At 67.1% G+C, this 12,777-nt stretch carries 11 protein-coding genes; 5 read left to right on the top strand and 6 right to left on the bottom strand.

Annotated features, from left to right (window positions below; translation table 11 throughout):
* Position 1: 1 nt before the first annotated feature.
* Genes AB4Z37_RS15280 through AB4Z37_RS15265 form a run of 4 tightly spaced genes read right to left on the bottom strand, consistent with a single transcriptional unit; the run spans position 2 to position 4,864 of the window.
* The gene (locus AB4Z37_RS15280; protein WP_441517598.1) at positions 2 to 1,036 is read right to left on the bottom strand and encodes a cyclase family protein; all 1,035 of its coding nucleotides are present in this window, start codon (positions 1,034 to 1,036) and stop codon (positions 2 to 4) included.
* Between the two features lie 12 nt (positions 1,037 to 1,048).
* On the bottom strand, positions 1,049 to 2,929 hold the full coding sequence (locus AB4Z37_RS15275; protein ID WP_441517597.1) for a TRAP transporter large permease: 1,881 nt from the start codon (positions 2,927 to 2,929) through the stop codon (positions 1,049 to 1,051).
* Positions 2,926 to 3,945, bottom strand: coding sequence for a TRAP transporter substrate-binding protein (locus AB4Z37_RS15270; protein WP_441517596.1), 1,020 nt, complete (start codon positions 3,943 to 3,945; stop codon positions 2,926 to 2,928). Before AB4Z37_RS15270 ends, AB4Z37_RS15275 begins: the two co-directional genes overlap by 4 nt.
* A gap of 55 nt (positions 3,946 to 4,000) precedes the next feature.
* A complete protein-coding gene (locus AB4Z37_RS15265) occupies positions 4,001 to 4,864 on the bottom strand; it encodes an SDR family NAD(P)-dependent oxidoreductase (protein WP_441517595.1) in 864 nt (287 codons plus the stop codon).
* Positions 4,865 to 5,052: 188 nt separating this feature from the next.
* Between AB4Z37_RS15265 and AB4Z37_RS15260 the strand changes: the two genes are divergently transcribed.
* The 5 genes from AB4Z37_RS15260 to AB4Z37_RS15240 all read left to right on the top strand — a co-directional run bounded on the left by AB4Z37_RS15260 (position 5,053) and on the right by AB4Z37_RS15240 (position 10,360).
* Positions 5,053 to 5,928: an IclR family transcriptional regulator gene (locus AB4Z37_RS15260; protein ID WP_441517594.1), complete on the top strand. Its 876-nt coding sequence runs from the start codon at positions 5,053 to 5,055 to the stop codon at positions 5,926 to 5,928.
* Positions 5,925 to 6,968 carry an alcohol dehydrogenase catalytic domain-containing protein gene (locus tag AB4Z37_RS15255; protein ID WP_441517593.1) on the top strand — a complete coding sequence of 348 codons (1,044 nt, stop codon included), beginning with the start codon at positions 5,925 to 5,927 and terminating at the stop codon, positions 6,966 to 6,968. Before AB4Z37_RS15260 ends, AB4Z37_RS15255 begins: the two co-directional genes overlap by 4 nt.
* 223 nt (positions 6,969 to 7,191) lie before the next feature.
* On the top strand, positions 7,192 to 8,703 hold the full coding sequence (locus tag AB4Z37_RS15250; protein ID WP_441517592.1) for a sensor domain-containing diguanylate cyclase: 1,512 nt from the start codon (positions 7,192 to 7,194) through the stop codon (positions 8,701 to 8,703).
* 121 nt (positions 8,704 to 8,824) lie between these two features.
* Complete coding sequence (locus AB4Z37_RS15245) at positions 8,825 to 9,721, top strand: hypothetical protein (RefSeq protein WP_441517591.1); 897 nt, start codon at positions 8,825 to 8,827, stop codon at positions 9,719 to 9,721.
* Between the two features lie 102 nt (positions 9,722 to 9,823).
* Positions 9,824 to 10,360 (top strand): DinB family protein, encoded by a 537-nt coding sequence (locus AB4Z37_RS15240; protein ID WP_441517590.1) that lies wholly within the window; start codon positions 9,824 to 9,826, stop codon positions 10,358 to 10,360.
* A gap of 30 nt (positions 10,361 to 10,390) precedes the next feature.
* Here AB4Z37_RS15240 and scpA read toward each other — a convergent pair whose 3' ends face one another.
* Both scpA and AB4Z37_RS15230 read right to left on the bottom strand, forming a co-directional pair.
* Complete coding sequence (gene scpA / locus AB4Z37_RS15235) at positions 10,391 to 12,538, bottom strand: methylmalonyl-CoA mutase (RefSeq protein ID WP_441517589.1); 2,148 nt, start codon at positions 12,536 to 12,538, stop codon at positions 10,391 to 10,393.
* 92 nt (positions 12,539 to 12,630) lie between these two features.
* Positions 12,631 to 12,777: acetyl-CoA carboxylase biotin carboxyl carrier protein subunit (locus AB4Z37_RS15230; protein ID WP_441517809.1), on the bottom strand; the 147-nt coding region annotated here is incomplete at its 5' end.

Here is a 12,777-nt window from a genome sequence, read left to right as displayed (position 1 = left end):
TCTAAACCGTCGCCACGGGCGTGACCGGAGACCCCACCGCGCCGGGCAGCCGCAGCGGCGGCGCGGTGAGCAGGAAGCGCGAGCGGCGATGCTCCCTGAGCCAGCGGCCGAGCGCGCCGAGGTACCACAGCTCGCCGAGCGGCACGCCGAGCTTGAACAGGCAGTGATGGTGCAGCGGCACGAACGGCCGCGCGCCCTGCTCCGGCCCGCGCGCCGGAATCGCCTCGACGGCATAGTTGTCGGCGGCGATGGCGGCGACGCCGCTGTCGGTGATCCACTGCAGCAGCCGTGCATCCGCACCGTCCAGAGCGGTACACGCGTTGTGCAACACCGTGGGATCGGGGTTGCGATTCATCTCCAGCACCACGTCGGCAAAACCGGTGTGCAGGCAGAGGATGTCGCCGCCCCCGACCTCGACGCGGTCGGCCTCCATCACGCGCATCAGGTCGTCATAGCCGACGAGCGTCCGCGCCCGCCCGAAGTGATGTGCGAGATCGACCAGGACGCCGCGGCCCTGGATGCAGCGCTCCGCCATGCGTTCAACGCCGAGCGCGCTCGCGACCGTTGCGTTCTCCGGTGCCACGACATCCGTCTCCGCACGGTACCCGTTATAATAGACCGGCTCGGCGACGCCGTCGCCATCGGCGTCGAACAGCGCACCGATATGGGCGAGGCTGTCCCACTGGGTCGAGTACTGGGTGCACAGCAACACCGCATCGTCACAACCGCAGTCGCAGAACTGCGCCCCCTCATGCGCGAAGCGATAATTGAAGAAGCGCTCGCCGCGCCGTTCGGTCGACATCCGCCGTGGCGGGAAGCGATGCGGCGCGAGCGCCCGTCCTCCCGGATAGTCCAGCGGCAGGCTGAGGCAGAAGGTCAGACCTTCTCGTGCCTCGGCAAGTCCCTCGCGCACCTTGTGCGCGGTGATGAGATTGAGACGACCGAGCTGGTCGTCGTCACCGAACTCGCCCCAGTTGGAGCCCTCGGGCCGGTTGACCCAGCGCCGTGTCGGCGTCTGCTGCTTGTCATCGCTCATGAGCGCCCCACCTCACAGGAAGCCGATGGAGATCCACGGCACGCTGGCGACCAGCACGGTGCCTGCAAGTAGCGCCAGCAGATAGCCCCAGATCGGCCGCATGCCTTCATCCGGATTGACGCGCCCGATGGCGCAGGCGGCGTAGTAACCGACGCCGAACGGCGGCGCGAACAGACCAAGCCCCATCGCGAGAATGGCGACCATGGCGTAGTGCACCTCGTGAATGCCGAGCTGCCGCGCCACCGGAAACAGCAGCGGCCCGAACAGCACGATCGCCGGAATGCCCTCCAGCACGCTGCCGAGCACGATGAATACCAGCACCGACACCGCCATGAACACCGCGGCGCCGCCGGACAGGCCTGCCATCGCCTTCGTCAGCGTCTGCGAAAAGCCCGACTGGGTCAGCGCCCAGCCCATCGCAGTGGCGGTGCCGATGATGAACAGGATGGCGCCGGACAGCACCGCGGTCTCCACGAGCTTCGGCAGCAGCTTCCGCCAGTCGAACTGGCGGTAGATCAGGACGCCGACCAGCGCCGCATAGACGATGCCGATCGTCGAGACCTCGGTGGCGGTGGCAATGCCTTCCATCACCGCGGCGCGGATCACGAACGGCAGCGCAAGCGCCGGCAGCGCGACCAGGAAGGCCCGCCCAATGTGCCGCCACGTCGGCCGGACGATGCCGGACAGATCTTCGCGGCGATAGCGCCAGGCGACGGTCAGACACAGCGTCACCGCCAGCACCAGTGCCGGCAGCAGCCCGCCGGTGAACAGCGCGGCGATCGAGATGCCGGTGACCGAGCCGAGGGTGATCAGCACAAGGCTCGGTGGCACGGTTTCGGTCTGTGCGCCGGTCGCCGCGAGCAGCGCCACCAGGTCGCCGGGCTTGGCGCCGCGCGCCGTCATCTCCGGAAACAGCACCGGCGCCACCGCCGCCATGTCGGCCGCCTTGGCGCCCGAGATGCCGGACACCAGATACATCGCGCCGACCAGCACGTAGGACAGCCCGCCGCGGACATGGCCGAGCAGGCTCGCGAGGAACTGGACCATGGCGCGCGCCATCCCGGTCATCTCGATCATCATGCCGAGCAGAACGAACAGCGGCACCGACAGCAGGATGAGATGCCCCATGCCCTCGTTGATACGGCTCACCACCACCAGCATCGGCGCATGGGTGGCGACCGAGACGTAGCCGAAGGTGGCAAGGCCGAACGCGAAGGCGATGGGCACGCCTGCGAACACCATCACGAACACGAAGCCGACGAAGAAGATCAGCAGGTTGAAATAACCGAGGCCGGCGAACAGCGGCGCACAGGCGCCGACCAGCAGCACCGCGGCGACCGTGACCAGCACGGCGGTCACAGCACGGCGCCGATCCGCCGTCTGGGCAAGGCGCAGCACGCCGAACGCCGCCATCACGGCGGCGCCGACCGGCAGCGCCGCGGCGCGCCAGGCACCGGAGATCTCCAGCGCCGGGGTCAGCATCAGCGCCTCCTCCTGCGCGAGCTCGACTGCCGCCGGAAGGATCACAATCACAAAGGCGGTGGCGAGCGCCGTCGCCAGCACATCGAGGAACTGGCGCAGCGACGGCGGTACACGGGCGATCACCGCGGTCATGCGCATGTGCTCACCGCGGCGAAATGCCATCGCCGCGCCAAGCAGGGCGAGCCAGCTGAACAGGATCGACGCCAGTTCGTCCGACCACAGCAGCGGCGCATGGAAGACATAGCGCGCGACGATCCCTGCGAGCAGAATGATGCTTTCGGCCACCACCAGCGCGCCGGCGAGAACGGCGACGACCAGCGACAGGCCGTTCTCGATGTCGCGCAGCCACGCTGCGCCGCCGCCGGCAATCGCGCTCGCATGCGCGTCCGGCACCCGCTCGGCGACGGTCATGACAGCTTCCTTCCGGCGCTTTCCTCGAGCAGCGCCCACGCGGCTTCGCCATACCGCCCCTTCCAGTCCTCGTAGAAGCCGCCCTTGCGCAGCGCCTCCTGGAACGGCTCCGGCTCCGTCGCATTGAAGACGAGCCCGAGACGGGTCAGCGCCTGCTGCAGGTTCTTGTTGAGGCGCTCCACTTCGGCCCGCTGGGCGATCGCCTGGTCATCGATCGTGCCGACGACGATATCGCGCAGGTCCGGCGGCAGACGGTCGAGCGCGCGGCGGTTGGCCAGGAACCAGAAGCCGTCCCACATGTGGTTGGTGAGCGAACAGTACTTCTGCACCTCGTAGAGCTTGGCGCTCTCGATGCTGACGAGCGGCGTCTCCTGCCCGTCGACCACCCGCGTCTGCAGCGACGAATACACCTCGCCCCAGTTGATGCTGACGGGCGCAGCGCCGAACGCCTTGAACATCGAGGTCCACAGCGGGCTGACCGGCACACGGATCTTGAAGCCCTGCAGGTCCGCCGGAGTGCGCACCGGCCTGACGCTCGACGTCACCTGGCGATAACCGCCGCTCCAGATCCGCGGGAAGGTTACGACACTGAACTTGTCGATCGCCGCGCGCACATGCGCGCCGAGCTTGCCGTCCATCGCCCGCCACACATCCGGATAGTCCGGAAAGGCGAAGCCGATGCCGTTGATCGAGGCGATCGGCACCAGCGAAGCGAGCACGAGGCCGGAGATGGTGTAGAATTCGATCGCGCCGGTGCGTACCTGGGTCAGCATGTCCATTTCCGACCCGAGCTGACTGTTGGGAAAAATCTGGATATCGACGCGCCCCGCGGTCCGCTCGCGGATCTTGTCGGCGGCGATCGCGATGTTGCGCGTCAGGGGATGCTCGGCATTGACGTTGCCGGCATATTTGTAGGCGAATTCGGCAGCGCTTGCCGACCTCAGCCGGATGAACGGGCTCGCAATCGTCCCCGCCCCGACCGCCGCGAGAAAACGTCGACGGCTCAACTCGAGCATGGCATCCTCCATGAAATTCGACGGCATTGTGCCGATCGTTGTTGTCGTCTGAAATTCAGCGCCCGACGCAGCTCTTGCCGCCGTCGACGGGCAGGCAGACGCCGGTAATGTAGGCGGCCTCGTCGGAGGCCAGAAACAGCGCGGCGCGGGCCACGTCCCAGGCGTCGCCCATGCGCCCCATCGGGCTTGCGGCATGGCGGGCGGTCATCATCGCCTCGGTGCTCTCGTAGCGGCCGGCGATCTGAGTTCGCACAAGCGGCGTATCGATCACGCCCGGCAGCACCGCATTGGCGCGAACGCCGCGCGCCGCATACTGGACCGCGATGGCGCGCGTGAAGTGGTTGAGCCCCGCCTTCGCCGCGTAATACGAAACGTAGGGATAGCTGTTGACCTGGATCGAGGCGAGCGAAGACACGTTGACGATGGCGCCACGCTGCCGTGCGAGCATGACCGGCAGGACGTGCTTGCAGGTCAGGAATGCGCTCGTCAGGTTGGTGTCGATCACCCGCCGCCAGCTCTGCTCGCTGGCCTCGATCACGTCGCCCATGTGAGTGATGCCGACATTGTTGTGCAGGATGTCGATGGCGCCCACCGCAGCGACCGCCTCGCGCACGACATTCGCCACGGCCTCGCTCGACGTCACATCCGCCTGAAGCGCAAGGCATTGCCCGCCTTCCTCACGGATGAGGCCGGCTGTCTCTTCCGCCGCCGTGCGCTGAAGATCCACCGCCACGACACGCGCCCCTTCCCGGGCATACAGCACGGCCGCCGCCTTGCCGTTCCCCCACCCCGCCCCGGATGATCCCGCCCCGAAGACAACGGCGACCTTGTCCCGCACCCGGCCATGGGCGCGAGGCGCTCTGCTCAGCTCGCTGCGCTCATGTGGAGCAGGTGCTCCAGGGTGAGGCTCGGACGGCATCAGCGACCTCCCATATCGTTCCGTATTGCGGAACAACAATATTTATTATACGGAACGATTGCACACTCAGAATTGCGATGTCAAATGGCTGGCTTGAAAAAGTGCGGTCAAAAAGCCGGACGGAGGATCTTTTCCGACCTGGCGGGCATGAGATCCGTTTCAAAATAGAAGCGCTATCGAGAGGAATAATGGAATTGACAGCAGACGACCCCCTCGAGCGCGGCGGTGAAATAGCCGCTGCGGTCAAGACCATCGATCGCGCAGCCAAGCTGCTGGCGGCGCTGGTCGGCGAAGGCGAACGCGGCGCCATGCTCAGCGACGTCGCCCGCCGCACCGGGCTCGGCAAGGCGACGGTCCACCGTCTGCTCGGCGCGCTGTCGGATGTCGGATTCGTCGCCCAGGATGCCACCTCACGCCGCTATCGCCTCGGCGTCGGTCTCTGCCTGCTCGCAACCACCGCGCGTCATCGCAACGTTGCCGCCCTCGCCCACCCGTTTCTCGAGCGCATCGCGCGGAGCACCGCCGACACGGCCTACGTCTCCGTGCGCGAAGGTTTCGCCGCGGTGTGCGTCGGCCGCGAAGTGGGAGCGTTTCCGATCCGGACACTGTCGCTCGAGGTCGGCCATCGCCGTCCGCTCGGCATCGGATCGGGCAGCCTTGCGATACTCGCGTTCCTGTCCGACGCCGAGATCGACGCCGCCATTGCCGGCAACCACCGCTGGCTCGCGGACTATCCGCGCTTCAACGCCGAGCAGTTGCGCGCGCTGGTGGCGGAAACCCGCCGCTACGGCTTCTCGTTCATCGATGGACAGGTGATCCCCGGCATGAATGCGATCGGCGTTCCCGTGCTCGATGCCGAGGGGCGCCCGCTGGCGTCGCTCAGCGTCGCGGCGATCGCCGAGCGGCTGCGCGGCGAGCGCATCCCGGAAGTGGTGCAGCTGCTGCAGCGCGAGGCGGCGGAGCTCGCCGCGCTGATGCGATCGGATTTTTCCGATGCCCCGCCTCAGACGGCACCGGCCGACGATCGCCGCAAGACGCGCACCGGCCGCGGAGCGTCCCGATGAGCATCGATACACGCTCGGTCTTCAAGGAGGCGGCGGCGCCGCGCAGCCTTGGCCTGCGCCGGCAGCCGATCGCCGCGCTCGGTCCGCACGACGTGCTGGTCCGCATCCACAGCGCCTCGATCTGCGGCACCGACCTGCACATCTACAAGTGGAACGAATGGGCCGCGCACAGCTATCGCCCGCCGCTCCCGCTCGGGCATGAGTTCGGCGGCACCGTGGTCGGCACCGGCGCCGCGGTGACGCGGGTGCACGCTGGCGACATCGTTAGCGCCGAGACCCACCTGCCGTGCGGCGAGTGCCGGCAATGCCGGCTGGGACGCGGCCACACCTGCGACAATCTCCGGCTGTTCAGCCGCATGGGCCTCGGCTGCTTCGCCGACCATACCGTGGTGCCGGAGGCGCTGCTGCGCCTCGTTCCCGACGGCATTGCGGTCGACTTCGCCACCATGATGGAGCCGCTCGGCGTCTCCGTCCGCGCCGTCACCGAAGTGTCCGTCACCGGCGCCAACGTGCTGGTGGTCGGCTGCGGCCCGATCGGCCTGTTCGCGGTCGCCGCCGCACGCGCCTACGGCGCCGGCCGCATCATGGCCACCGATCTTGCCGCCTACCGGCGCGCGCTCGCACAGCGGCTCGGCGCTGATGTTGTGGCCGATCCCGCCCGCCAGTCGCTCGGCGATGCGATGCCGGCACAGCTCGCGCGCGAAAAATTCGACGTCGTGATCGAAACCTCCGGCAGCGAGCAGGCCTTCCAGGATGCTCTGGCGCAAACCCGCAAGGGCGGCGACATCGTGTTCGCAAGCCTGCCGGAACGCTCCTTCAGCATCGACATGGCCCGCCATGTCATTCTCGGTGAGATCACGCTGCGCGGCGTCTATGGCCGGCGCCTCGACCAGACCTGGCTGCAGGTGGAGACGCTGCTCAGAACGCACGGCCCGCAGCTTGCCCAGGTGATGACGCATCGCCTTCCCCTGGCCGACTTCGATGCGGCCTTCGCCCTTGCCGCCTCCGGTGAGGCCGGCAAGGTCGTGCTGCAGCCCTGAAACGGCTTTCGACACGGCGGCCGGTCGCGCGGCTCATACCGTCGCGACCAGCGAACCGACGGCCCCGGCAACCGGATGCTCGGCGGCCTGCCCGCCATGGTTAGCAAAGTGTGACCGGCGCCGTGCGGATTGCCGGAAAATTGCGCCGTCTTCCTCAACAGCATTCCGCTATCAGGAAAAGGCACGCGCTGGGGAGCGCGGGCGGGGGGACGGGGACATCCAGATGTACAGGCGATATCTGCAGCACAGAAGCGCGCCGACCCGGCGGCTGTTGCTGCTCGGGCTGGCGGTCACGCTGAGCTTTTCCTGCATCTGCGGCGCCGTGCTGTGGCAGATGCGCACCAAGGATTTCGATCACAGCCGCACCGCCGCAACCAACCTGGTCGCCAGCCTCGCCAGCGAGATCGGCCGCAACATCGAGCTCTACGATCTGTCGCTGCAGGCCGTGGTCGACGGCATGAAGCTGCCTGAAATCGCCGTGATCCGGCCTGAGCTGCGCCAGGTGGTGCTGTTCGACCGCGCCGCCACGGCCAAGGACATGGGCTCGATCCTGGTATTGAATGCCGAGGGCCGGGTCATGCTGGATTCGCGCTCGCTGTCGCCCGCGCCGCGCAACTATACCGGCCATGACTTCTTCCAGGCGCACCAGCGCCAGCCCGATCTCGGTCTGTTCATCAGCAGGCCCTGGATCGCCGACGACGGCCAGTACCTCCTGAGCTTCAGCCGGCGCATGAGCCATCCCGACGGCTCGTTCGCCGGCGTGGTCGCAGGCAGCATGCGGCTGAGCTACTTCCACGACCTGTTCAGGAAGCTGCAGCTCGGCCCCGATGATTCCATCAACCTGATGAGCGCCGACGGCGTCATCCTGATGCGCGCGCCGTTCGACATCGACACCATCGGGCGCAACCTCGGCAAGGCGTCCACCTTCAGGCAGCTCATCTCGCTCACGGCAGGAACCTACCAGACCACCTCCGCGCTCGACGGCATCGAACGGCTGTTCGTCTATCAGCAGATCGGCCGCCATCCGCTGGTGGTGGTGCAGGGCCTGTCTATGCGAACGATCTTCGCCGACTGGCTACGCGAGGTGTGGCTGATCGGCACGCTGACGCTGGCGCTGTGCGCCATCGTGATGGCGCTGACGCTGTTCCTGATCGCCGCGCTGAAGCGCCGCAGCGCTGCCGAAAATCAGCTCGCCCGCCTCGCCAGCACCGACGCCCTCACCGGCCTCAGCAACCGCCGGCGGTTCGACGATGCCATCGAGGCCGAATGGTACCGCGCCCGGCGCAACAGGAGCCCGATCGCGCTGCTGATGATCGACGCCGACCATTTCAAGGCCTTCAACGACCAGCACGGGCATCAGGCTGGCGATGCCGCGCTGGCGGCGATTGCCGCGTGCATCGCGGCACATGCCGAACGCGCCTCCGACCTGTGCGCCCGTTATGGCGGCGAGGAATTCGCCGTGCTGCTGCCGGGCCTGACCGCCGACAACGCCCTGCGGGTGGCGAGTGCGATGCGCGCGAGCGTGCTGTCGCTGCGCGAGCAGCAGCATGGCCGGCCGGACCTGTGCCCCACCCTCAGCATCGGCATCGCCGCGATGATGCCGCAGGCAGGCCTCGGCCCGGCCGACCTCATCAAGTCCGCCGACCTTGCGCTCTATGACGCCAAGCACCAGGGGCGCGACCGCTGCGTGGCTGCCGCGACCATCGAGCGGCCGGCCTGCAGGCTTGTGGCCTGATCGCCCCTGCCACCCCACAAAAGTTGTAATTTAACCATCACACTCCTTGCGCTAGAATTGTGCCATCGGTCCCTGGCGCTTGGCCATCACCGACCGCCTTTCCGTTCGACGCGGGGCACCCATGACCTGGCAGGACGTGATCAATCGGCTGCAGCGCGTGGAAGCGCCGTTCAAGGCGCTCGGCCAGCTCAGCGGCGTCGCCATCCTGCTGTCGGTGCTGGGCTGGCTGGTGAGCGCGCTGATCCAGTACAACTCTTGGACCGTCGAACATCGCCTCAAGGCGGCGGAGACCGACCTCGAGCAAGTCACCAAGACCTTCACCGAGACCTCGGACCTGTTGTCCCGCGCCATCACGCTGCAGCAGATGCTGGTGTTCAACTATGTCGCCGCGCTCGAGGCCGACACTGATCTCGACAGCCGGCTCGGCTTTCTCGGCGCGCAGGCGAAAGCGGCCTATGACGACTACACGCGTGCGCGGATCGAGCTGCGCCAATCGATCGACGTGATCGCGCGCCGGGCCGAGATCTATATCGATTGGCCGAGTTGGCCGACCACGACATCCCCCGTCGACAAAGTGCTGCAGGACCCGCTGACCCTGAGCACGATCGGTGCCGCGAATATCGATTGCGACACGCTGATCGCCCCCGGTCAGAACGTGGCACGCTGGACGATGGCGCCATTGTCGTCGCAACCGGGAGCACCGCAGGTCGATTGGCGCAGCGCCAAGCATCATCTCGCTGTAATCTATACCTGTTTCGATCACCTGCACCGCGATATCGAACCGATCCGCCGCTGGACGGCGGCCGTCAAGGCGGACGCGCCGCCGCCGACATTCGACGACACCACCCGAGCGGCCATGACCAAGCTGACCGATCGCCTCCGCAAGCGGTTCGACATGCAGATCGACCGCCTCGACAAGTTCATGGCGCTGTCCATGACCCGCATCGAGACCATCCGGGTGCGCAACAGCCCGCCGGGCTTCATCTGCCACGAAACGTCGCTGCTGTGCGCGAACTAGTGTGCGCCCTCTTGCGCGGCCGCGTAACCTGAAGTGCTCAAACCGGTGCACACCGCCGTCGCAGACCATGCGATGCCGCCAGGCCAGCCGAAGAAGGAAGCGATGGATCCCCTTATCGAGCACTATCGTGCCATGGCCCGCAACAACGCCTGGTCCAATGCTCGCCTGTCCAGGACCTGCAGTCGCCTGTCCGACCACGAGTTCGCGCGCGAGCGCACGAACTTCTTTCCCTCACTGCAACTGACGCTCAATCATATCCTGCTGGTCGACCGCTTCTATCTCACCGGCCTCGCAGGCAGCGTTGCCAGCGTGGTGATCTTCGCCGACAAGATTCCCTTTCCGACCATGCAGGTACTGACGCCCGCGCAGCGGGAGCTGGACTTGCGACTGATCGCTTTCTGTGACGGCCTCGCGGCCACCAGTCTCGACCAGACCGTCCTGCTCGATCGTGGCCCAGCGGGACTCCACCGGGAAACCGTTGCGACGGTGCTGCCGCACCTGTTTCTGCATCAGATCCATCATCGCGGCCAGGCCACGGCGATGCTCGCCGGCACCGCCGAGCGCGCGCCGCAGCTCGACGAATTCTTCCTGCTCGGCGACCGCGCGGCGCGCGCCCAGGATCCGGACGACATGCGCTGAAAGACGCGTCGACGCGTCCCGCCGCAGGCCTCAGAACGCGCGGTTGCGGCGCTTGCCCTCGACAAGGTCGAGAATGGCGCGGGCGGCATCGAGCACGTTGGTGCCGGGCCCGAACACCGCCGCGACACCGCTGCGGTAGAGATCGTCATAGTCCTGGCGCGGCACCACGCCGCCGCAGACGACGACGATGTGGCCGGCGCCTGCCGCCTTGAGCTCTTCGATGACCTGCGGCACCAGCGTCTTGTGGCCGGCGGCAAGCGACGACACCCCGAGCACGTGAACCCTGGACTGTATGGCCATCGTGGCCGCTTCAGCCGGCGTCTGGAACAGCGGACCGGCAATCACCTCGAAGCCGATGTCGCCGAACGCCGACGCGATGACCTTGGCGCCACGGTCATGGCCATCCTGGCCGAGCTTGGCGACCATGATCCTGGGCTGTCCGCCGATCGCCTGCGCGACCTCGCCGACCCGGGTCACGAGATTGGTGAATTCGGGATCATCGCCATACGAATTGCTGTAAACGTTCGACACCACTGTCGGCACCGCCGCGTGGTCGCCGAATGCCTGCCGCATCGCATCGGACATCTCGCCGACAGTGGCGCGGGCGCGCGCGGCTTCCGTCGCAGCCGCCAGCAGGTTGCCCTCGGCGGTGCGCGCCACTTCGGCCAGCGCGTGCAGCGCCGCCGCAACGCGCTTGGGATCGCGCGTGCGCTTGATATCGTCGAGGCGCTTGATCTGGGCCGCGCGCACCGACGAGTTGTCGATTTCCAGGATGTCGAGGGGATCCTCCTGCTCGAGACGGAAGCGGTTGACACCGACGATCACCTGATCGCCGCGGTCGACCGCCGCCTGCCGACGCGTCGCGGATTCCTCGATCAGCCGCTTGGGCCAGCCGGTGGCGATGGCCTGCGCCATGCCGCCCATGGCCTCGACTTCCTCCATCAGCGCCCACGCGCTGCTGGCGAGATCGTCGGTCAGCTTCTCGACATAGTAGGAGCCGGCGAGCGGATCGACGACATCGGTGACGCCGGTCTCGTGCTGCAGGATGAGCTGGGTGTTGCGGGCAATCCGCGCGGAGAACTCGGTCGGCAGCGCGATCGCCTCGTCGAACGAGTTGGTGTGCAGCGACTGCGTGCCGCCGAGCACCGCGGCGAGCGCCTCATAGGCGGTGCGCACGATGTTGTTGTAGGGGTCCTGCTCCTGCAGCGACACGCCGGACGTCTGGCAATGGGTCCGCAGCATCAGCGACGACGACTTCTTCGGCTGGAACTCGGCCATCACCCGCGCCCAGATCAGCCGCGCCGCGCGCAGCTTCGCCGCCTCCATGAAGAAGTTCATGCCGATGGCGAAGAAGAACGACAGCCGCCCGGCGAAGTCGTCGACATTGAGCCCCTTGGCGAGCGCCGCGCGGACATATTCGCGGCCGTCGGCCAGCGTGAAGGCGAGCTCCTGCACCAGCGTCGCGCCGGCCTCCTGCATATGATAGCCGGAGATCGAGATCGAGTTGAACCGCGGCATGTGCTGCGCGGTGTAGGCGATGATATCGGCCACGATCCGCATCGAGGCCTGCGGCGGGTAGATGTAGGTGTTGCGGACCATGAACTCCTTGAGGATGTCGTTCTGGATGGTGCCGGACAGCGCCTTGGTCGGCACGCCCTGCTCCTCGCCGGCGACGATGAAGGTCGCCAGGATCGGGATCACCGCGCCGTTCATGGTCATGGAGACCGAGATGTCGCCGAGCGGAATGCCGTCGAACAGGATCTTCATGTCCTCGACGGAATCGATGGCGACGCCCGCCTTGCCGACGTCGCCCTCGACACGGGGATGATCCGAGTCATAGCCGCGATGGGTCGCGAGATCGAAGGCCACCGACAGGCCCTTCTGTCCGGCGGCCAGCGCCGAGCGGTAGAAGGCGTTCGAGGCTTCCGCCGTCGAGAATCCCGCATACTGCCGGATGGTCCAGGGCCGACCGGCATACATGGTCGCCCGCGGGCCGCGCACGAAGGGGCGCGCCCCCGGCAGCGACTCCAGATGCGCGATGCCTTCGAGGTCCGACGCCGTATAGACCGGCTTGATGGCGATATTCTCCGGGGTCTGGCGCACCAGCGTTTCCGGATCGGCCTTGAGCTCGCCTTCCGCGATCTTCTTCCACTCGTCAGGAAACACAATCGTCGTCATCTTGGTCTCGCATGCTTCGGGAAAGAGATCCCGCCGACGATCGGCCGGAGGCAGGCCGACGTCGGCGGGCATGGCGGTTCAGGCGGCCTGCCTCACGCAAACTCGAGGATCAGGGCGTCGACCGCAAGCGTCGCACCAGCCTTGGCATGGATCGCCTTGACCGTGCCGTCGCGCTCGGCGCGCAACACGTTCTGCATCTTCATCGCCTCGACCACCGCCAGCGTCTCGCCGGCCTTGAT

The sequence above is a fragment of the Bradyrhizobium sp. 2TAF24 genome (genome assembly GCF_052115025.1).
GTDB lineage: Bacteria > Pseudomonadota > Alphaproteobacteria > Rhizobiales > Xanthobacteraceae > Bradyrhizobium_A.
This window is presented reverse-complemented; position numbering and strand designations above follow the sequence as displayed.